Below are 20,700 nucleotides of genomic sequence, written 5' to 3'. Positions count from 1 at the left end.
GTGGTGGTGGATCGCTCGTTCGCGGACCTGTCCCTCGCCGCGTGGTACGACCGGCTCAATCCATGGGGCCCGGGGGACGACTTCTACCTCGACCTGGTGATGTCGGCCCGTGCCGTGCTCGATGTCGGCTGCGGTACCGGGCGCCTGCTGAGCGGGGCCCGGCGCGCGGGGCACACCGGGCGGCTCATGGGGATCGACCCCGCCGCCGCGATGCTCGTCCAGGCCCGGCGGCGGGAGCCCGGTGTCGAGTGGGCGCTCGGAGATCTGCGGACCGTGCGGTGGCGCGCCGAGTTCGACCTCGTGGTGATGACCGGGCACGCCTTCCAAGTCCTCGTCCACGACGAGGAGTTGAGCCTGGCGCTGGCCGCGGTGCGAGCCGCGCTCGCGGCCGACGGGCGGTTCGTCTTCGAGACGCGGAACCCGGCGGCCCGCGCCTGGGAGACCTGGACACCCGACCGGGAGCGCCGTCTCGCCGACCCGGACGGCGGTGTCGTACGGGTGTGGCACGAGGTCGAGAGCGCGCCGGCCACGGACCGGGTGACGTTCACCGAGACCTTCGAGGGCGGGCGCTGGCCGCACCCTCAGGTCAGCCGGTCGACCCTGCGGTTCCTGGACGAGGACGCCCTGACCGGATTCCTCACCGGGGCCGGGCTGACGGTCGTCGAGCGGTACGGCGACTGGGACCGGAGTCCGCTCACCGCCGCGAGCCCCGAGATCATCACAGTGGCCCGGCCGACAGGCTGGGCCCGGCCGACGCACTGAGCCCGGGTACCCCCAACTCGGGGGCGCCCGGGCTCAGTTGAGCTGTAGCGGTGCCTCAGCCGTGCTTGGCGCGGCTCGCGGAGCGGCCGCGCTCCTTCTGGTCGAGGACGAGCTTGCGGATACGGACGGACTCCGGGGTCACCTCGACGCACTCGTCGTCGCGGCAGAACTCCAGGGACTGCTCCAGGGAGAGCTTGCGCGGCGGCACGATCGCCTCGAACGAGTCGGCGGCGGCCGAGCGCATGTTGGTGAGCTTCTTCTCCTTGGTGATGTTCACGTCCATGTCGTCGGCGCGCGAGTTCTCGCCGACGATCATGCCCTCGTACACCTCGGTGCCGGGGTCGGTGAACAGCACACCGCGCTCCTGGAGGTTCGTCATCGCGAACGCGGTGACGGCACCGGCGCGGTCGGCGACCAGCGAACCGTTGTTACGGGTCGTCAGCACACCGAACCACGGCTCGTGGCCCTCGTGGATGGAGTGGGCGATGCCCGTGCCGCGCGTCCCGGTGAGGAACTCGGTACGGAAGCCGATGAGACCGCGGGAGGGGACGACGAACTCCAGGCGGACCCAGCCCGAGCCGTGGTTGGACATGTTGTCCATCCGGCCCTTGCGGACGCCCATGAGCTGCGTGACCGCGCCCATGTGCTCCTCGGGCACGTCGATCGTCATGCGCTCGACCGGCTCGTGCACCTTGCCGTCGATGATCTGCGTGACGACCTGCGGCTTGCCGATGGTCAGCTCGAAGCCCTCGCGGCGCATCTGCTCGACCAGGATGGCCAGCGCCAGCTCACCGCGGCCCTGCACCTCCCAGGCGTCGGGGCGCTCGGTGTCGAGCACGCGCAGCGAGACGTTACCGATCAGCTCGCGGTCCAGGCGGTCCTTGACCTGACGGGCGGTGACCTTGCGGTCCTTGACCGCGGCCTTCGCGGAGGCGCCCTTGCCGGTGCCGCCGCGGCCGACCAGCGGCGAGGTGTTCGTACCGATGGTCATGGAGATCGCCGGCTCGTCGACCGTGATGAGCGGCAGCGCGATCGGGTTCTCGGGGTCGGCGAGGGTCTCGCCGATCATGATGTCCGGGATACCGGCCACGGCACAGATGTCACCGGGGCCCGCCATCTCGGCCGGCTTGCGGGTGAGCGCCTCGGTCATCAGCAGCTCGGTGATGCGCACGTTGGACATCGTGCCGTCGCGCTTGATCCACGTGACGGTCTGGCCCTTGCGCAGCTCGCCCTGCTCGACGCGGAGCAGCGCGATACGGCCGAGGAAGTTGTCGGCGTCCAGGTTGGTGACGTGCGCCTGGAGCGGGGCGGCCTCGTCGAACTGCGGGGCCGGGACGTGCGACAGGATCGTGGAGAAGAAGGGCTCCAGGTTGTCGCTGTCCTGCGGGACCGTGCCGTTCTCGGGCTTGGTCAGCGAGGCGACGCCGTCACGCGCACACGCGTAGACGATGGGGAACTCGATCTGCTCCTCGTCCGCGTCCAGGTCCAGGAACAGGTCGTACGTCTCGTTGACGACCTCGTCGATCCGGGAGTCGGGGCGGTCCGTCTTGTTGATGCAGAGGATGACGGGCAGCCGCTGCTGGAGCGCCTTGCGGAGCACGAAGCGGGTCTGGGGCAGCGGGCCCTCGGAGGCGTCGACGAGCAGCACCACCGCGTCCACCATCGACAGACCGCGCTCGACCTCGCCACCGAAGTCGGCGTGGCCCGGGGTGTCGATGATGTTGATGGTGATGACGTCGCCGCCATCCTTCGGGTGGTACTTCACGGCCGTGTTCTTGGCCAGGATCGTGATGCCCTTCTCACGCTCCAGATCGTTCGAGTCCATCATTCGGTCGTCGAGCGATTCGGCGGCGTGCGCGGCGAAGGCACCGGCCTGCTTCAGCATGGCGTCGACGAGGGTCGTCTTCCCGTGGTCGACGTGGGCGACGATGGCGACGTTGCGGATGTCGTGGCGCGTGGCCATATTGCGGCGAACTCCCGGAGAGTGAGGAAGGCCTGCGCGTACATCTGTGTTACGCGGACCCTGCCGGGCTGGACACGCCACGGCCTTACCCCATCGTACGTGGCGTACGGGGACGGGGCCTCCGCAGGGCGTTGCGGGTGGGGACGGGACGGGTCAGGAGGGCTCGCCGGCCGCCGTTCCGGCCGGGCACAGCCGCAGCCCCGCGGTGCGCCCGGCGTCGTCGTCGGAGGGCTGGGAGCAGGGCAGGAACCCCTCGCCGACCGTCTCCCAGGTCAGCACATGGCCGCGCGCCGGCGCGTTGTACCCACAGGTGTAAGTGAAGTCGGCCTCAACCAGGCCGATCGATCCCCACGAGTAGTACGGACCCTCCAGATCCCCGGTGTCCAGGACGTACTGCGAGCGCTCGGGCCGCATCACCTCCGTCGGATCGGCCAGGGGCTCGTCCGTCTTCAGCCGGTCGCCCAGCGCCACGATCACACGGGCCGCGCCGACACCTCTGGGCACGTGGGACACGGTGACCCGGTGGACGGTGTCGTCGACGGGCTCGAGGCTCGACTCGTAGTGCCCGGTCCCCTTGGGGAGGGTGACCGGGTCCCCGAGCGCGGTCAGCTTCTGCCGCTGCTGGATCCCGGACCACTGGTACGTCCCGTGCGCGCAGATCATGGCCGCCCCGGCGGCTGCCAGCCCGTCATCGCCGGCTACGGCTCCGCAGCCGGCCGTCGTCATGACCGCCACCGCGGCCGCCACCGCGCCCCAACCCCGCACGACCCACCCCCGTACGACAACCGCCGTCCCGCAAGTACCTGCGGGACGGCGGCCGTGCTCGTCATCTGCGGTGATGCTAGCCCTTGGTCGGGCTCGCCGAGGGGTGGGCCCCCTTCTTCAGGAAGCCCATGTCCTCGTAGACCGGGGTCTGGAAGCCGAAGGAGCCGGCGTTGACGATCGTCTTGCGGGCGGCCGTGAGCTGGGGGCGCTGGTAGAGGGGGATGGAGCCGGCCGCCGCCCAGATGCGGGCGTCGGCCTTGCGGACCAGGGCGGCGGACTCGTCCTCGTCGAGGGTCGAGGCGGCCTGGTCGAAGAGCTGGTCGACCTGGTCGGTGCCGACGCGGGTGTAGTTCTGCTCGACGTTCAGGGAACCGTCCGCGGCCGGGACCGGCTTCGCGAAGATCGGGCGGCCGTCGGTGGCGGGGTAGGCGGACGCGGGCCAGGAGTAGAGGGCGAGGTCGTACTGGCCGGACGCGATGTGGTCCTTGAAGTAGCTGTCGTCGGAGACCTTGGTGATCTCCGTGCGGATGCCGACCTTCTCCAGCATCCGGGAGATGCCGTCGGCGACCGCGCTCAGCGACTCCGAGCCGGTCCCGGAGGGGAGCACGAAACGGAGGGTGAGCGGCTTGCCGTCCTTGGCGAGCGTGCCGGACTTCGCGCCGGCGGGGGCGGCCGTGCCCTTGGGGGCGTACGCGCCGGGCGCCCCGCCCTGCTTCACCTTGCGGCCGTCGTACTGCTTGCCGTCGGCGAGGTGCCTGGAGCCCTCCTCGCCACCGTGCCCGTGCTTCTTGGTGTGGTCCTGCGGGTCCTTGTTGTCCTCGCCGACGATGTACTGCCCGTCGGAGCCGCCCTCCGACTCGTCGTTGGTCTTCTTGCCCTTCTTGCCCTCGGCGCCGGCGGCCTTCTCCCCCTTCTCCTTCACCGGTCCGCCGGCCACCCAGCCGGCGTCGGTGAGCAGGGCCTGCGCCTCCGCGGTGTCGTGGTCGCCGAGCGCGCCGCTGTTGTCGGCGTACGCGGCCTGGCCGGAGAGCGCGAGGTGGCTGCCGACCGGAACGGCGGGCAGACCCAGCGGGGTGAGGACGACCTTGGCGAGCGCCTGCCGGTCGAGCGCGCGGGCCACGGCACGCCGGACGCGCTCGTCGGCGAGGGGGCCTTCGGAGCCGTTGAGAGCGAGCTGCGTGTAGGCGGGCTCGAAGGAGCGGCGGACGGTGAAGGCCCTCAACTCGTCCTGCTGGCGCAGGTACTTGGCGAGCGCCTTGCGCTGCTTCTTGCTGAGCTTCTTCTTCTCCTTGGGGCTCTCGCCCTTGCTCTCGTCCTCGTCCGTGGGGCTCGCGCTCGCGCCCTGGAGCGGGGTGCCGGTGCCCTTGGCGCGGCCCGCGAGGGCGATCCGGCTCGCGTCGACGGGGTCGATCGCGGCGAGGTCGACCGTGCCGTCGGCGAGCGCGGCGGCCCGCTTGTCCAGCGGTACGGCGGCCAGCACGAGCTGCGAGAGCTTCGCGGGCCGGCCCCACCAGTGCGGGTTGCGGCCGAGGACGATCTCCTTGTCCTTGCGGTCGACCTTCTGCACCGCGAACGCGCCGGCGGTGACCTTCAGATTGCGGCGCGCGCCGTCGTTGAAGGCGTCCGGGGTGCCCATGACGTCCTTGGGGTACAGCGGCGAGAACAGCGCCTTCCAGTCGGCGTACGGCCTGCTGAAGGTGACCTTGACCTCGAGGTTGTTGGCGCCGCGCTCGATCTTCTCGATGCGGTCGTAACCGGCGTTGCGCGCGGTCCAGTACGCGGAGTCCTTGCCGGACAGGGCGCGCCACTGGGCGGCGAAGTCGGCGGCGCCGATCTCGCGGCCGTCGCTCCACACGGCCTGCTGGTCGAGCTTGTAGAGGACGACCAGCTTGGGCGAGGTGTCGACGACCTTCGCGGACTCCAGATAGTCGGCGTCGCGCTGCGGGCGGCCCTGCGCGTCGAGCCGGAACATGGCGGGCAGCACGGCCTGGGCGACGCGGGTGGTGGCGTCGTCGGCGTCCGACTGGAAGGTGTTGAGGGTCTCGGGTACGTCGTCCACGGCCCAGCGCAGGGTGCCGCCGTCGGCGACCAGGTCACGGCCGACGGGCGCGATGTCCTGCCCGGCCAGCGGCTTGCCCGACTCGTCGTCGGAGCTGCACGCCGCGAGGGTGGGCACCGCGAGCGCGCCCGCGGTGAGGAAGACGACCGAGCGCATGACCGCGCGCAGTCTGACGTCGTCGTGGGACATCACTGCTACCTCCGGTGGACCGCGGGGCTTCTGATCGTTTTTGGTGCTATATGGAGCTGATCAGATCTATGCGGCCACTGAAGAGGAAACGGTTCGGCCCCAGGCGGCGACACGGCGAGGGGCGCCGGCAAGCCCACCCGTGCGGCGCAATGTTCGAATCTGCCCCCGTACACACCAACGCACCCCGGCCAATCCGTGCACACCGCTTCCCACCGGTAGGTGTGGCGCGCAACACTCGCAGGCGCATGAACGTTGCCGTCCAGGGCCGAGGCCCACGGAAGCGAGGTCACGTCATGTCCGTGCACGACGAGCTGACATCAGTCCAGCGCTGTCTCGACGACCTGTTCAGGTCGGTGGGACGGCTGGAGAACCAATTCGGCAGCGGCGGCCTGGAAATGCGCAGGGTCAAGGCCGACGCCGACCGGTTGCGCGAGAGCGTCGCGCTGCTGCGCGACGCCGCACCAGGGATCGAGCGCCCCCGGCGCCCCGATCTCGTCTCCATCCCCGACACCCCCTACGACAACACGCTGTGGACGGACTCGGACGACGAGGGACTCGGCGCCCACGACCGCCACGCACCCTGAACCGACCGGAGTCCTGACTTGGCCACTGGTACGGAACCTCATCTGAACAGCGGCGGCGTACACACCGGTACGCGCGCCGCGATCGACGCCCCGCATCTGCGGACCGACCGCTGGTGGCTGGCCCCGGCCGGCACCGCCGCCGGACTGCTCGCCTTCGTCGTCTACTCGACCTGGCGGGCCTTCGCGGACTCGAACTACTACTCGGCGCCCTATGTCTCGCCGTTCTACTCGCCCTGTCTGGCCGATCGGTGCAGAACCATGCACGCGGGCCCGAACGCCGATCTCTTCGGGAGCTGGTGGGGCATCTCGCCCGCCATCATCATCCTGATCTTCCCGCTCGGCTTCCGCCTGACCTGCTACTACTACCGCAAGGCCTACTACCGCGGCTTCTGGGCCTCGCCCCCGGCCTGCGCGGTGGCCGAGCCGCACAAGAAGTACAGCGGCGAGACCCGCTTCCCGCTGATCCTGCAAAACATGCACCGGTACTTCTTCTACGCGGCGATCCTGGTGGCGGGCACGCTGACGTACGACACCGTGCTGGCCTTCCGCGACGAGCACTACCACTGGGGCCACATGGGCCTGGGCACCCTCGTCTTCGTGGCCAACATCGTGCTGATCTGGGCGTACACCCTCTCCTGCCACTCCTGCCGGCACATCGTCGGCGGCAAGCTCAAGCACTTCTCCAAGCATCCCGTGCGCTACAAGGCGTGGAAGTTCGTGGGACAGCTGAACAACCGTCACATGCAGCTGGCCTGGGCGTCGTTGATCAGCGTGGCGGCCGCCGACTTCTACGTGTACCTGGTCGCCTCCGGCGCTTTCAACGATCCGAGGTTCTTCTGATGTCCGTGGTCGAGCGACAGGAGTGGGACGTCGTCGTGGTCGGTGCCGGTGGCGCGGGCCTCCGGGCCGCCATCGAGGCGCGCGAGCGCGGTGCCCGTACGGCGGTGATCTGCAAGTCGCTGTTCGGCAAGGCCCATACGGTGATGGCCGAGGGCGGCATCGCGGCGGCGATGGGCAACGTCAACTCCGGCGACAACTGGCAGGTCCACTTCCGCGACACCCTGCGCGGCGGCAAGTTCCTCAACCAGTGGCGCATGTCCGAGCTGCACGCGAAGGAAGCCCCGGACCGGGTCTGGGAGTTGGAGACCTGGGGCGCCCTCTTCGACCGTACGCAGGACGGCCGGATCTCGCAGCGCAACTTCGGCGGCCACGAGTACCCGCGCCTCGCCCACGTCGGCGACCGTACGGGACTCGAGCTGATCCGCACGCTCCAGCAGAAGATCGTGTCGCTCCAGCAGGAGGACAAGAAGGAGACCGGCGACTACGAGTCGCGCCTGAAGGTCTATCAGGAGTGCACGGTCACAAGGGTGTTGAAGGACGGCAGCCGGGTCTCCGGGGTCTTCGCCTACGAACGCGAGACCGGCCGCTTCATGGTCCTCGAAGCGCCCTCCGTGGTGATCGCGACGGGCGGCATCGGCAAGTCCTTCAAGGTGACGTCGAACTCGTGGGAGTACACGGGCGACGGCCACGCGCTGGCGCTGCTGGCGGGCGCGCCCCTGCTGAACATGGAGTTCGTGCAGTTCCACCCGACGGGCATGGTCTGGCCGCCGTCCGTGAAGGGCATCCTCGTCACCGAGTCGGTGCGCGGGGACGGCGGAGTGCTGCGCAACTCCGAGAACAAGCGGTTCATGTTCGACTACATCCCCGACGTCTTCAAGGAGAAGTACGCCGAGTCGGAGGCGGAGGGCGACCGCTGGTACGAGGACCCCGACAACAACCGGCGTCCCCCCGAACTGCTCCCCCGCGACGAGGTCGCCCGCGCCATCAACTCCGAGGTGAAGGCGGGCCGCGGCTCACCGCACGGCGGGGTCTTCCTGGACGTGTCGACACGTATGCCGGCGGAGGTGATCCGGCGCCGACTCCCGTCCATGTACCACCAGTTCAAGGAGCTGGCCGACGTCGACATCACCGCGGAGGCGATGGAGGTCGGGCCGACCTGCCACTACGTGATGGGCGGCATCGCGGTCGAGTCGGACACGGCGGCGGCGCGCGGGGTACCGGGGCTGTTCGCGGCCGGTGAGGTGGCCGGCGGCATGCACGGCTCCAACCGGCTGGGCGGCAACTCCCTGTCCGACCTGCTGGTGTTCGGCCGCAGGGCGGGCTGGCACGCGGCGGACCACGCGGCCGATCTGGCGGACAGCCGTCCCCTGATCGACGACACCGAGGTGGACCTGGCGGCGGCGGAGGCACTGCGCCCCTTCTCGGCGGAGGGCCCCGAACCGGGGAAGGAGAACGGCCGCACCCCGGAGAACCCGTACACCCTCCACCAGGAACTCCAGCAGACCATGAACGACCTCGTCGGCATCATCCGCCGCGAGGGCGAGATGGAACGGGCGCTGGAGAAGCTGGCCGACCTGCGCGTACGAGCCCGCCGGGCCGGGGTCGAGGGCCACCGGCAGTTCAACCCCGGCTGGCATCTCGCCCTGGACCTGCGGAACATGCTGCTGGTCAGCGAGTGCGTGGCCCGGGCCGCCCTGGAGCGCACCGAGTCGCGTGGCGGGCACACGCGCGAGGACCACCCGGGCATGAACCGTGACTGGCGCCGCATCAACCTGATCTGCCAACTCACCGATCCCACGGGCGGGTTGGGGGCGGCGGACCCGGTGTCCGCCCAGATCGGCCTGACCCGCGAGACGACCGACCCCATCCGCGCCGACCTGCTCGCCCTCTTCGAGAAGGAAGAGCTGGTCAAGTACCTCGCCGAAGAGGAGCTGTACGAGTGAGCAGCTACGAGGCCCGTTTCAAGGTGTGGCGGGGGGACGTCAAGGGCGGCGGCCTGGAGGACTTCAAGGTCGAGGTCAACGACGGTGAGGTGGTGCTCGACATCATCCACCGCCTCCAGGCGACCCAGGTGTCCGACCTCGCCGTGCGCTGGAACTGCAAGGCGGGCAAGTGCGGTTCGTGCTCGGCGGAGGTCAACGGGCGGCCCCGGCTGATGTGCATGACCCGCATGTCGGTGTTCACCCGCGAGGAGACGATCACGGTCACCCCGCTGCGCGCCTTCCCCGTGGTCCGCGACCTGGTCACGGACGTGGGCTTCAACTACCAGAAGGCCAGGGAGATTCCGTCCTTCGTACCGCCGGAGGGGGTGGCGGCCGGCGAGTACCGGATGATGCAGGAGGACGTGGACCGCTCACAGGAGTTCCGCAAGTGCATCGAGTGCTTCCTGTGCCAGGACACCTGCCATGTCGTCCGCGACCACGAGGAGAACAAGACGGCCTTCGCGGGCCCCCGATTCCTCATGCGGGTCGCGGAGTTGGACATGCACCCGCTGGACTCGGCCTCCGAGAGCGGCCTCGACCGCAAGAAGACCGCCCAGGACGAACACGGCCTCGGCTACTGCAACATCACCAAGTGCTGCTCCGAGGTCTGCCCCGAGGGCATCCACATCACGGACAACGCGCTGATTCCCTTGAAGGAAAGGGCGGTTGACCGCAAGTACGACCCGCTGGTGTGGCTGGGGTCGAAGATCAGGAGGCGGTCCTCGCAGGATTCGTAGGCTTGGGCGGCTTCGCGGGGCGGACGGCGGCCCGCTGGACGAGGACACCGGCGAACGTCACGAGCGTGCAGACCAGCATGAGGGGTCCGTGCGCCGGTGGGCCGGCGAGGACGATCAGCAGGGCGGCCACGGGCAGTTCGGCGCCGCTCATGTCCGCTGCACGCTCCGTTCCACGATGGACAGGGCCTGTCGGAGGTTGTGTTCGGCGATGCCCCGCATGAACTCCGGGTCGTGGAAGTCCCCCACGTCGAGCAGCCGCAGGGGGCCCGCCACGAGGGAGAGGTGCGTCGCCAGTCGGTAGAGGCGCAGGCGGTCCTCGTCCAGGCCATCGGTGCGCAGGGCGTCGTAGTGGTGGCCGAAGCGCAGGTTGAGGAAGACGTGCTCCCATTCGGGGTCGAAGTACATCAGGCCTTCGATGTCGATGAGGGCGAGGTCGCCGTCGGGGGTCACGCGGACGTGGTCGGGGCCGAGTTCGCCGTGGATGAGGGTGGCGGGTCCGGGGCGGGGCTGGACCCGGGCGGCCAACGTGCTTATCGCAGCGGTCAGTTGGGGGTGTGCGGCGGCGGCACGTGGGTCGCGGGCGGGGAGTTCGTCGAGGTCGCTCAGGGCGCGTTCGACGACGAGCTGCTCGCATGAACTCCCGTACGAGGAGCCGCCGTTGTCGACCACCGCGACCTTGCCGAAGCGCGGGCCCGTGCAGGTGTGCAGGGTGGCGAGGAGAGCCGCCATCCGGTCCAGCGCCTCCGGTGCCGCGGCCGGGTCGCCGTCCAGCAGGTCCTCCAGGGTGCCGCCGGGGAGGTCCTCGACGAGCGCCACGTCCGCCGGGAGGTGGGTGTGCGTGGGGTCGGCGTGGAGGAGCCGGGGCGCGCGGACGCCGGCCGCGGCGAGACGGTCGGCCGCCGCCGTGAAGAGGGTGAGGCCGGAGGCGTGGGAGAAGGGGTCCCGGGGGTCGCCGGGACCGGCGTCCCAGAGGTCCTCTTCGGGCGACCAGACGTAGGCCACGGCGGTCGGCACAGGACCGTCGTCGAAGGTGAGGCGGTAGACGCCCTTCTTCGAACCGCCCCGGATGCGGGTGACGGTCGTCGGGGTGCGGGCGAGGGCGGCGCGGGACAGAGGGGTCAGGTCGGCGCGGGTGAGTTCCCTGCGGGTGACGGTCACAGAGTCCCGGGGCGCTGTGCGCGCCACTGCAGCACACCGCCGAGGATGATCAGTGCGAACGCCGTCGCGCCGCCCAGGTTGTCCATCGTCAGCGAGTCCGCCCACCAGTGCAGGGACAGGCCCGTCCCCATGCCCAGCGCCGAGGTCAGCGCGCCGAGTCCCCACAACTCGGGCCGTACGACCCGGCCTCGCGCCGGCGACGGCATCCAGCCGGTCGCCGCCGTGAAGACTCCGAGTGCCGCCAGCAGCAGCAAGGCCCCCGCGGCCAGCCATGTCAACACCATCGCCCACCATCCCCCATCAGACATGACGGATCATCGCACCCGCGGCTGTGAACAGCGCCGTATTTTCAGCGCACTTGACCTCGCGCTCAGTGCACCCAGTCCTCCCCGTACGCCGTCCAGTCCGCCTCCGTCGCCGCGAAGTCGACGTACAGGGCGACACCGAAGTTCGCGCGGTCCGCGTCCGTGCGGGACAGGCCGAGGCGTACGCCGCGGACGGCGGCCGGGACGGTCTCGGCGGCGCCCCGGTGGCCGAAGCGGTTCTCGTGGTAGAAGGGCAGGCCCATGAGGAGGTCGGTGGAGTCCGGGGTGACCTCCAGGGCGAGCGAGGTCTGCTGGGCGACGTACCCGCCGTAGAGACTCTGTAGTGGCTGCATGGTGTCGTACGACATGACGGCGATCTGGTCGACGCGGCGGGCGACCTGGCCGAAGTACGCCTGGGACCACCACTTGGGGTGGTTGGTGACGGTGTCCCAGAAGGAGTGGAAGGCGGGGAGCGGGTCGATCTGGTGGGCGGCGACGGAGAGTAGGGCGTGGTGCGCCTCGGTGACGTCGTGCAGCCGGTCGAGGAGGTCGAGGTAGTTCGCGTCGCCGGAGTGCAGGGGTTCCAGGTCGAAGTGGGCGCCCTCGAAGCCGGCGGCGAGGATCTGGCGGGTGGAGGCGACGATCGCGGTACGGGTCGCCGCGCGCTGCAGGCGCAGACCGTCGGGGCTCTCGGTGGCGAGCTTGTCGCCCAGCCAGGCCTGGACGCGGACGCCGGGCAGTTCCCTGTGTACCGACTCGATCAGCCAGGCCGCCTTGGGGTAGTCCGACTCCGGGAGGGTGCCGTCGTGCTCCAGGGGGCCCGAATGGACGTACAGGTCGCGGATACCGGTGCCTTTCAGCCGCCCGGCGAGCGCCGCGAGGTCCGCGTCGGTCTTACGACCGTCCACCCACGCGTGGCCGAGCCAGATCGCGTCCTTGTCCCTGGTGTACGTGCCGTCGGACGGTTCACCGGCGTAGTTCACACGCAGGGCGATCTCGGCACCGAGAAGCGGAACCACCAGGGCGAGCACGAGTCCGAGCACGCCCCGCCGAACCCACTTGGCTCTGCCGCCCCGCCCACCCGTACTGCTTTCGCCGTCGGCCGCGGGCGGCCCCGGTGGGGGTACGACGCCGTCGGCGACCTCGGGTGAATCGATCTCCGCAGTCCCGCCGCCCGTGTCCTCTATGTGCACCATCCCCGCGCCACCCTCCCCATAGCCGTACCTCCGACCTCACACACCCCCCGCGTCCCACCCCGAGCTCACCCCGGTCGCGCGCCCGCATTCCTGCTCATACGCTCCGAAATGTGACGTCATCCTTGATACGGGGCCGACCTCGGCGCGGAACCTCCCACATATCCGTGCGGGTGGCGCATGCCGTGCTGGGTGGGGCGGCCGGGGTCGTGTGGTTGGTGTTGCCTGTGATGACGATCAACGCGGAGGTTCCGGTTGCGGCCGCCCGGGGTGGGCCCGTCGCCGGCGCGGGTGAACAGGGGCGGCAGGACGCCGAGGGGGGCACCTCCGCCGCCGACCTCGTGCTGCCCCTCGTCGCCGTGGGCGGTGTCGGCGTCCTCGCGGGGTACGGGTATGTGCGCCGTACCCGTAGGGCCCGTACCCGTACCACTCCCGGGGTCGTGTCACCCCAACCGCCCGTCACCCCACTCCCCGTACTGGAACGCCAGGCCGCTGCCGCCCTCGTCCAGGCCGACGACTGCCTGCGCACGAGCCGCGAGGAACTCGCCTTCGCCGAGGCCCGGTTCGGGACGGACGCCGGAAGCGGGGCCACCGTCGTCGAACCGTTCGTCCGCGCCCTGCGCGAGGCCGAGCGTGAGCTCTCCGCCGCCTTCGCGATACGCCTGCGCTACGACCGTGGGGTGCCGGAAGAAGACGCCGCCCGGCGGCACGCCCTCGCCGGCATCGTCGGACGGTGCGCCGAAGCCGGACGGCGGCTGGACGCGGAAACGCCCGCGTTCGATCAACTCCGTTCGCTGGAGACGGAGTTGGACAGTGCACTCGGTATCGCGGAGGGCCGTTTCCGGGACCTGGCCGGCCGCGCGGGGGGTGTGGACGCCACCCTCGCCGACCTGAACACCCGCTACACCCCGGCAGCCGTCTCCGTCACCGGGTACGTCGAACAGGCCAAGGACCGGCTCGTGTTCGCCACCACCCATCTCAACCAGGCCCGCCAGGCAGCCGACTTGGACGACACCGGCACCGCGATACGCCACCTCCGCTCCGCCGAGGGAGCCATCAGCCAGGCCGACGTCTTCCTGAACGACGTCGACCAACTCGCCAACGCCCTGGCCGCCGCAGCCGAGTTGGTCCCCGCCGCACTCACTGGCGCGGAAGCCGAGCTCGCCAGGGCGACGACCGAGCCTCCGTCCCGCCGGCTCCACGCCGACACCACCCTCGCCGCCGTACGAGAGGAACTGACCGGCGACAGCCCCTACGACCCCCTCGACGCCCTGCGCCGCGTCGTCCGGGCCGTGTTGCCGCCGGGTGCCGGGCGGGACGGGGTGCTCGGTGTCGCCGCGTGGCTCGTCGGGCGGAGTGACGTGGGCTCGGCGGACGGGTTCGTGGCGACACATCGGGGTGCCGTGGGGGTAGGGGCCAGGACCCGGCTGGCCGAGGCGAGGCCGCTGCTCACCAGCGACCCCGCTGCCGCCGACGTACCCGCGCTGGAGGCCCGGGAGGCGGCCGAGCAGGACGTCCGTATGCACGGGAACCCGTACGCCGGTGCCGCCGACGACCGCACGGGCGGGGTCGGCGGGGCGGTCCTCGGCGGCATCCTCCTGGGCGAGGACCCGGACGGCGGCCCGCCCCTCGCCTTCGGCGGACCGGCCACCCGGAGACGCAGGGGCCTTCCGTCGACGTAGGACACCGCGGTCGCCGTCGGTCAGGAACCGTCAGAACAGGCTGAGCAGTGCCTCCGCCGGGTCCACCATGCCGTTCTCGCCGTCCGGCAGCGGGAGTTCGAACCACACCGTCTTGCCGCGAGGGGTCCGGCGGGAGCCCCAGGCCGCCGACAGGAGGCCGACCAGCTGGAGCCCCCGGCCGCCCTCGTCCGTGTCGCGGGCACGGCGGCGGCGCGGCTGGACCAGGCCCGCGTCCCACACCTCGCACACCAGCGTGCGGTCCAGCAGCAGCCGTAGCCTGATGTCGCCCTCGCCGTACCGCAGCGCGTTCGTGACGAGTTCGCTGACCAGCAACTCCGTTGTGTCGATGAGGGGTTCGAGGTCCCAGGACTGGAGGCGGGTGCGGGCGTGCTCGCGGGCGCGGCCCACGCTGCGGGGTTCACGCGGCAGCGTCCAGTCGCCGACCGAGTCCTCGGGCAGGCCCTGGACGCGCGCCATGAGCAGCGCGATGTCGTCCTCGCCGTGGTGGGTGTCGAGGGTGCTGAGGACGTGGTCGCAGACGTCCTCCAGGTCGCGGTGGGTCTCGGCGTTGAGTGCGGCGGCCGTGGCCGGATGACCGTCGTGCGGTGGGCGGTTGGGGTCGGTCAGCGCGCCCACGAAGGCCTGGAGGCCCTCGTCGAGAGGGTGGTCGCGGGACTCGACCAGGCCGTCCGTGTAGAGGGCCAGCAGCGCGCCTTCGGGGAGTTCGACCTCCACCTCCTCGAAGGGTTCGCCGCCGACGCCGAGCGGCATGCCGGGCGGGACGTCGAGCATCAGCGCCGCCTCGCCCGGTTCCACCAGGACCGGCGGGAGATGGCCCGCGTTGGCGAAGGTGCAGCGCCTGGTCACCGAGTCGTAGACCGCGTAGATGCAGGTGGCCAGATACACCTCGGCGAGGTCGGCCTCGCGGGGGCGGCGGGCGGCCCGGGTGGCCTGCTGGACTCCGCCCGGTGTGCCGAGCCCGCGCGCGATCTCGTCCAACGCGGAGAGGACTTCGGCCGGTTCGAGGTCCAGGAGGGCCAAGGTGCGGACGGCGGTGCGGAGTTCGCCCATGGCCACCGCCGCGCGCAGCCCGCGTCCCATCACGTCTCCGACCACCAACGCCGTGCGGTGGCCGGGGAGTTCGATGACGTCGAACCAGTCGCCGCCGACCTCCGTCGCCGCGTTCCCGGGCAGGTATCGGCACGCGATGTCGAGTCCGGAGGCCTCCGGGTCGCCGGGCGGGAGGAGGGACCGCTGCAGTATCAGCGCCCGTTCGTGCTCGCGCCGGTACAGCCGCGCGTTGTCGATACAGACGGCGGCCCGCGCCGCCAGCTCCACCGCGAGATCCCGGTCCCGGTCGCCGAACGGCTCGCTGCCCTTCGTCCGGGCGAACTGCACGAGTCCTACGACGGTGTCGTGGGCGACCATCGGGACGGCCAGCGTGGACTGGACCGGGCCGTTCTCCTCGGCGGGGACGTACTGCGGGCGGGCGGTGCGCAGGGCGTCCGCGCAGGGCGAGTTGAAGGGGTAGTGGTGGACCGCGTTCACGGACACCGGGGCACCGCCGCCGACGAAGGGGGCGTCGGAGACCGCGCTGGCGAAGGCCACCCGGCGCAGTTCCGCGCTGCCGTCGGCACGCCCTGGCGGGGTCTCGTCGCCGGCCAGGAGGCCCTGGTAGAGGTCGACGGTCGCCAGGTCGCAGAAGCCGGGGACGACGACGTCGAGGAGTTCGCGGGCCGTGGTCTCCAGGTCGAGGGAGTTCCCGATCCGGGCGCCGGCCTCGTTCAGAAGGGCGAGATTGCGCCGCGCGGAGGCGGCCTCGCGGGCGGCCGCGCGGCGGGCGGTGACATCGGTGCCGAGCCAGGCGATGCCGATGGGACGGCCGCTGCCGCTGTGTACGCGATAGAGGTTGATGGACCAGTGGCGGCGCTCCTCGGAGCCCGGCACGAGACCGGTGACCTGCATGTCGGTGATGGAGTTGCCGGTCTCCAGCACCCGGCGCAGGGTCGCGGTGACCCGCTCGGCCTCGGGGCTCTGCAGATAGTCGTGGACGCCCCGGCCGCGGTGGTCGTCGGGGGTGCCGCCGAAGGTGTTGGCGATCTGCTGGTTGGCCCGCCGGACCCGCAGGTCGGGGTCGATCAGGAGGAACCCGAACGGAGATTGACCGAATATCGACTGCGAGGCGGCGAGGTCGGTCTCGATGCGGCGCAGGATGCGGACGTCGACGACGATGCAGACGGCGGCCCGCTCGCCCTCCTCGGTCCGGGTCGGCATCACATAGACCTCGGCGAGACCCTCCTTGGCGGGCTCGCCCTCGGCGGTCTCCGGCACCCGGAAGGGGACCACCCCGGTCCACTCGCGGCCGTCCAGGATCTCGGCCATCTTCCGCTGCCCGCGCTCGTGCAGTTCGGGGTCGACGAACGCCTCGATGGGGTCCATGCCCACCGCGCGCTCGGTGGGGATGCCGAAGAGCTGCTCGGCCCGCAGGCTCCACTGGTCGACGAGCCCGTCGGGGCCTATGGAGAAGGAGGCGACCTTGATGTAGTCGTAGATCGAGCCGGGTGGACTGCTCTGCCACATGGCGTCGCCGACGGACAACGCGTCGCCCTCGGACAGTCCGTCGCCCATGCCGCCGACGACCCGCGCGGTGTCGGCGGGCACGTCGACGGAGCCCGCGGCCTCAGCCCTCGCGCGGTCCGACGGGTCCTCGGACTCCGTGGCCTTCGCTGGTATCTCGCTCACGCGAACCGTCCCCTCCAGCTCACCGCGTCCGGCACCGGTCACCGGGGGCGGCTGCCCGCAGTATCCAGCACTACGGCGCCGCACAACACGGTGTTCACGATCACAGGACAATCCCGATGCATTTCGGACCTGCCTGCGACAACACTCCCAGTCTTCTAACCAGCGGACACGCAGTCGAACCACACCGATCGACAACCGTCACAGGCCTGGACCACTCCGTGGACACCGGTGTCCGGTCCGTACAGCTTCGGCCCCCTGGATTCACCCCGGTACGGCCAGCTCGAACCACACCGTCTTGCCGGTCTCCCCGGGCCGGGTGCCCCAGCGGACACAGGCGCCGGCGACCAGTTGGAGACCCCGGCCGCTCTCGTCCTCGGGGCGGGCGACGCGCTCGCGGGGCAGGTCGGGCAGCGGGTCGGAGACCTCGACCAGCAGCACACCGCGCGGTCCGACGGGGCGGACCAGGCGGACGCCGATGGGCCCGGTGGCGTGCCGCAGCGCGTTGGTCACCAGCTCGCTGACCAGCAGCGCCGCGATGTCGGCGAGGGCGTCGAGGTCCCAGTCGCGCAACTGGCCGCGGACGGCGGAGCGCGCGGTGCGGACGGCTCCGGGGTCCGCGGGAAAGGTCCACTCGGCGCAGTCGCCTTCGGTGTCGATCAAGCCGATCACATCCCGGGCCAGCCAGCTCACCCATGTCCGATTTCATGGGGTTAATGGGCACATACCCGATATTCCAGGACGGGTACCGCCCTGGAGGGCGCACTGTGGCACGAACGGCGTACGCCGGGTCCGGCGCGCGCCGCCATCTCGCCCTACGACGGGTTCAGCGCGCCCCTGCTTCAAGAAGCGCGAGCGTCTCCCGTACGGCGGGCACGTCCTGGTCGAGCCAGTCGACGGTCCAGATGTCGGCGGGGGCGAGCCAGCGCAGCTCGTCGTGGTCCTCGAGGGGCTCGGGCGCCGCCGAGCCGGGCAGCAGCCGGGCCGTCCAGACCTGGATGACGTACGGCGGCTTCAGCGGCCACTGCCCCGGGACGCGCTCGACGGTCTCGGCGTCGACACCGAGCTCCTCGCGCAACTCGCGCACCAGCGCGGAGTCGGGGCGCTCGCCGGGCTCGACCTTGCCGCCGGGGAGTTCCCAGCGTCCGGCCAGTTCGGGGGGTGCGCTGCGGCGCGCGGCGAGCAGGCGGCCGCCGTCGAACAGGGCGGCCCCGACCACCACGATCCGTGTCGTCATGCGCCGGAGCCTACGGGGTGTACGGGTGCGGTCAGTTGCGGGTGGCGTCCTCGCTCTGCCCGATCCGCTCGACCCAGTAGAGCTGCTTGTGTCCGCGGTCGTCGAGGCTGTCGGCGATCTTCTGGGCCTCGGCGCGGGTCGCGTACCGGCCCACGCGGTAGCGATTGCCGTTGTCGTCCTGCCGTATCACGAGCCAGGGCAGGGTGATCGTGTTGTCGTTCATCGCGCCCCTCCGCTTCCCGCTCGCGGTTCGTGCCGTGCCCCACCCCATAAGGAAACCGCAATCCGCATATGCCGGAGCCTACGCCTAACCTTCACGCAGCGAATACGGGTTTTCACAAAGAGGTACGCAACCAGCCAAGACGGAGGGGGCGCACGATGACGAACGCGCCGTTGGCGCACCTCGATGCATCCGGTGAGAGGCACGCTACAGGTGCCGTGAACGGCCTGCGAGAAAGACCGGAATCCAACTGCGGTCAGGGCAGGGCGGATTGGCGGGTTCCGGCGACAAATGCCTTAAGGGGTGCGCTAGTTCACCGACAAGCGGTACGTGCCCGCTTCACCTGCCGGTGCCCCGCGCTCACTTCACCGGCAGGTGGTACGCGATCCGGTAGCGGTCGGCCGGGACGACCACGTCGGCCGTCTCCACCGGGCGGCCCGAGGCGTAGTACGTGCGCTGGATGACGAGGACCACATGCCCGGGGACCCCCCCGAGCGCGAGCAGTTCCTCGGCGAGGCCCGGGCGGGCGCCGACCTCCTCGGTGACGTTGTCCACGACGACGTCGATGGCGCGCATCCGCTCGACGACGCCCATGCCGCCGAGCGGACCCTCCTCGGGCAGCATCACGGGCGTCCGGCCGGTCACCGCGAGCGGCTCCCAGGACGTGGACAGCATCATCGTCTCGCCCGCGTCCCGGAACACGTACTTCGTGCACATCACGCGCTCACCGGGCTGGAGGGCGAGCCGCTCGGCGATGGCACCGGCGGCCTCGGCCTGTTCGCTGCTGGACTCCCAGGTGCCACGCGCCTCCCCCTCGGCCTGCTCCTGCCGGAACGGGGTCGCGCCGGCCGGCGGCCGGAACCCGGAGCGGGAGACGCGCCGCGGCACGGGACGCTCGCGCACATACGTCCCCGACCCGGAACGGCCCTCGACCAGCCCCTCGGCCATCAGCACCTTGCGCGCCTCCAGGGCGACCGTGTCGGACACCCCGTACTCCTCGCGGATCCTGGCCTGCGAGGGCAGCCGGGTGTGCGGGGGCAGCTGGCCGTCGACGATCTTCTTGCGGAGATCACCCGCGACGCGCAGATACGCCGGCTGCTCACCGAATGTCACTGGCCGCTCCCATCAGGTTGTACAGACAGCAACAGCCTGGCAACCGTGGGTTGTGCCATGCAAGCAAAGGCCAGAGAATCACTCGATGTGATGACTTATGCCCGGCGTGGGCTTTACCCAGGCACTTTCTCCCCGCTATAGGAGCCCTCACACCTCCATGCCGCCACCGTCTCCCCCGCCGTCCCCGCCGCCCCCGTTCCCGTCGTACGACGGAGGGGTCGTGGCGAGCCCCAGAGCCTTGCGGGCGGTGACCGACTTCCGGGGGTCGATCAGGTCGGCGCCCTTGTCGTAGTACCGGTAGAACTCGTCGGCGTCCGCGGCCCTGGCCGCCTTCGCCCAGTCCTTCTGCGCGGCCCGCAGGTCCTTGACCAGGGCCGCGACCGGCTTCTGCGAGGCGGCGGGCCACTGGTGGCCGTCCAGCAGGTCGGCCTGCTGGGTCAGCGCGGCCGAGACCCGGCCCGCCCAGGCCCTGTGCCCCGGCAGGTCGTCCTCGACGTACTCCGCGTCGGGCGCCGAGTCCAGCGCCGCGTTGAGGACGTGGGCCGCCTTCAGATACGCGACCTGGTCGGAGTCGAGGGTCGTGGCGTCGTTGCGCAGCGAACCGCCGGGCAGGCTCGCCTCCTCGTCCGTGTTGCCGAACACGCAGGTGATCTCGCGGTCGCCCTGGTCCCAGCTGTCCGAGGTCGGGGTGACGTAGTAGATGTCCACGTCGTCGGGCACGGCCCAGCCGTCCATGGCGTAGGCGTCCTGGAGCGCGTAGCACTTGTCGTCGGCGGTGGCGCTGACCTTCTTGTCCCCGGGGTACGAGCCGCCGCTCATCCGTACGACGGCGAACACCTCGAGTTGGTCCGCACGTCGTCCTTGACATCGTCCCAGAAGCCGGTCGCCGCGCCGGTCGCCCCGAGCATCCACACCACCAGCCCGAACGCCGACAGCACCAGGCCGGCCGCCGCCATGCTCCGGCCGCGCTCGCCCCGCTTCTTGATCTGGCTGAGCGCGATCAGCCCGAGGACCAGTCCGACGCCGGGGAGGCAGCACAGGATGCCGGACACGAGGGCGGCGATGGCCATGCCGTTGTGGGGCGCCGGGTTGTTGTACGGGGTGTAGCCCTGCGACCAGGTCTGGTAGGGCTGGGGCCCGTAGGGGCTCGGGGGCCCCGGAGGGGTGTGCGG

The 20,700-nt window shown here is 70.9% G+C and carries 18 protein-coding genes and 1 pseudogene; 6 read left to right on the top strand and 13 right to left on the bottom strand.

The genetic code is table 11. From position 1 onward, the window contains the following. Window positions 1-3: 3 nt before the first annotated feature. Window positions 4-762, top strand: coding sequence for a trans-aconitate 2-methyltransferase (locus tag JHN63_RS34350; RefSeq protein WP_200688166.1), 759 nt, complete (start codon window positions 4-6; stop codon window positions 760-762). A gap of 55 nt (window positions 763-817) precedes the next feature. Here the strand turns inward: JHN63_RS34350 and typA are convergent, their stop codons facing one another. From typA to JHN63_RS34335, 3 genes are all read right to left on the bottom strand, one after another. Continuing rightward, window positions 818-2,725, bottom strand: coding sequence for a translational GTPase TypA (gene typA, locus JHN63_RS34345; protein ID WP_200688164.1), 1,908 nt, complete (start codon window positions 2,723-2,725; stop codon window positions 818-820). Window positions 2,726-2,878: 153 nt separating this feature from the next. Then, window positions 2,879-3,451, bottom strand: coding sequence for a hypothetical protein (locus JHN63_RS34340; protein WP_200688162.1), 573 nt, complete (start codon window positions 3,449-3,451; stop codon window positions 2,879-2,881). Between the two features lie 115 nt (window positions 3,452-3,566). Continuing rightward, window positions 3,567-5,738, bottom strand: a complete 2,172-nt coding sequence (locus JHN63_RS34335; RefSeq protein ID WP_200688160.1) for an ABC transporter family substrate-binding protein — start codon at window positions 5,736-5,738, stop codon at window positions 3,567-3,569. Between the two features lie 293 nt (window positions 5,739-6,031). Between JHN63_RS34335 and JHN63_RS34330 the strand changes: the two genes are divergently transcribed. The 4 genes from JHN63_RS34330 to JHN63_RS34315 are packed head-to-tail and all read left to right on the top strand — an operon-like array spanning window position 6,032 to window position 9,881. Beyond that, window positions 6,032-6,322, top strand: a complete 291-nt coding sequence (locus tag JHN63_RS34330; protein ID WP_019058435.1) for a hypothetical protein — start codon at window positions 6,032-6,034, stop codon at window positions 6,320-6,322. Between the two features lie 18 nt (window positions 6,323-6,340). Further along, on the top strand, window positions 6,341-7,162 hold the full coding sequence (locus JHN63_RS34325; RefSeq protein ID WP_200688158.1) for a hypothetical protein: 822 nt from the start codon (window positions 6,341-6,343) through the stop codon (window positions 7,160-7,162). Beyond that, on the top strand, window positions 7,162-9,105 hold the full coding sequence (locus tag JHN63_RS34320; protein ID WP_200688156.1) for a fumarate reductase/succinate dehydrogenase flavoprotein subunit: 1,944 nt from the start codon (window positions 7,162-7,164) through the stop codon (window positions 9,103-9,105). The genes JHN63_RS34325 and JHN63_RS34320 overlap by 1 nt, the downstream gene beginning before the upstream one ends. Next, a complete protein-coding gene (locus JHN63_RS34315) occupies window positions 9,102-9,881 on the top strand; it encodes a succinate dehydrogenase/fumarate reductase iron-sulfur subunit (RefSeq protein WP_200688154.1) in 780 nt (259 codons plus the stop codon). Before JHN63_RS34320 ends, JHN63_RS34315 begins: the two co-directional genes overlap by 4 nt. Here the strand turns inward: JHN63_RS34315 and JHN63_RS34310 are convergent. The 4 genes from JHN63_RS34310 to JHN63_RS34295 all read right to left on the bottom strand — a co-directional run bounded on the left by JHN63_RS34310 (window position 9,853) and on the right by JHN63_RS34295 (window position 12,540). Beyond that, a complete protein-coding gene (locus JHN63_RS34310; RefSeq protein ID WP_200688152.1) occupies window positions 9,853-10,032 on the bottom strand; it encodes a hypothetical protein in 180 nt (59 codons plus the stop codon). The genes JHN63_RS34315 and JHN63_RS34310 overlap by 29 nt on opposite strands. Continuing rightward, window positions 10,029-11,039 carry a phosphotransferase family protein gene (locus JHN63_RS34305; RefSeq protein WP_200688150.1) on the bottom strand — a complete coding sequence of 337 codons (1,011 nt, stop codon included), beginning with the start codon at window positions 11,037-11,039 and terminating at the stop codon, window positions 10,029-10,031. Before JHN63_RS34305 ends, JHN63_RS34310 begins: the two co-directional genes overlap by 4 nt. Then, window positions 11,036-11,347 (bottom strand): hypothetical protein, encoded by a 312-nt coding sequence (locus tag JHN63_RS34300; RefSeq protein WP_234478132.1) that lies wholly within the window; start codon window positions 11,345-11,347, stop codon window positions 11,036-11,038. The genes JHN63_RS34305 and JHN63_RS34300 overlap by 4 nt, the downstream gene beginning before the upstream one ends. Window positions 11,348-11,409: 62 nt before the next feature. Continuing rightward, the gene (locus tag JHN63_RS34295) at window positions 11,410-12,540 is read right to left on the bottom strand and encodes a hypothetical protein (RefSeq protein WP_234478131.1); all 1,131 of its coding nucleotides are present in this window, start codon (window positions 12,538-12,540) and stop codon (window positions 11,410-11,412) included. Between the two features lie 227 nt (window positions 12,541-12,767). Here JHN63_RS34295 and JHN63_RS34290 point away from each other — a divergent pair, with 227 nt between their 5' ends. After that, a complete protein-coding gene (locus tag JHN63_RS34290) occupies window positions 12,768-14,219 on the top strand; it encodes a hypothetical protein (RefSeq protein ID WP_234478130.1) in 1,452 nt (483 codons plus the stop codon). Window positions 14,220-14,249: 30 nt separating this feature from the next. On the opposite strand, the gene JHN63_RS34285 is transcribed toward JHN63_RS34290, so the two are convergent. From JHN63_RS34285 to JHN63_RS34260, 6 genes and pseudogenes are all read right to left on the bottom strand, one after another. Then, window positions 14,250-16,961 carry a SpoIIE family protein phosphatase gene (locus JHN63_RS34285; protein ID WP_200688148.1) on the bottom strand — a complete coding sequence of 904 codons (2,712 nt, stop codon included), beginning with the start codon at window positions 16,959-16,961 and terminating at the stop codon, window positions 14,250-14,252. A gap of 261 nt (window positions 16,962-17,222) precedes the next feature. Next, entirely contained in the window at window positions 17,223-17,630 is a 408-nt protein-coding gene (locus JHN63_RS34280) for an ATP-binding protein (RefSeq protein ID WP_374222972.1), read from the bottom strand. Between the two features lie 154 nt (window positions 17,631-17,784). Beyond that, window positions 17,785-18,195 carry a (deoxy)nucleoside triphosphate pyrophosphohydrolase gene (locus tag JHN63_RS34275; RefSeq protein WP_200688144.1) on the bottom strand — a complete coding sequence of 137 codons (411 nt, stop codon included), beginning with the start codon at window positions 18,193-18,195 and terminating at the stop codon, window positions 17,785-17,787. A 31-nt stretch (window positions 18,196-18,226) separates the two neighbouring features. Beyond that, complete coding sequence (locus tag JHN63_RS34270; protein ID WP_200688142.1) at window positions 18,227-18,418, bottom strand: SPOR domain-containing protein; 192 nt, start codon at window positions 18,416-18,418, stop codon at window positions 18,227-18,229. A 357-nt stretch (window positions 18,419-18,775) separates the two neighbouring features. Further along, complete coding sequence (locus JHN63_RS34265; protein WP_200688140.1) at window positions 18,776-19,528, bottom strand: GntR family transcriptional regulator; 753 nt, start codon at window positions 19,526-19,528, stop codon at window positions 18,776-18,778. 147 nt (window positions 19,529-19,675) lie between these two features. Then, a pseudogene (locus tag JHN63_RS34260) lies at window positions 19,676-20,700 on the bottom strand (DUF4190 domain-containing protein); the annotation flags it as partial.

Origin of the sequence: Streptomyces sp. MBT65 (genome assembly GCF_016612545.1) — a bacterium.
Lineage (GTDB): Bacteria > Actinomycetota > Actinomycetes > Streptomycetales > Streptomycetaceae > Streptomyces.
This window is presented reverse-complemented; position numbering and strand designations above follow the sequence as displayed.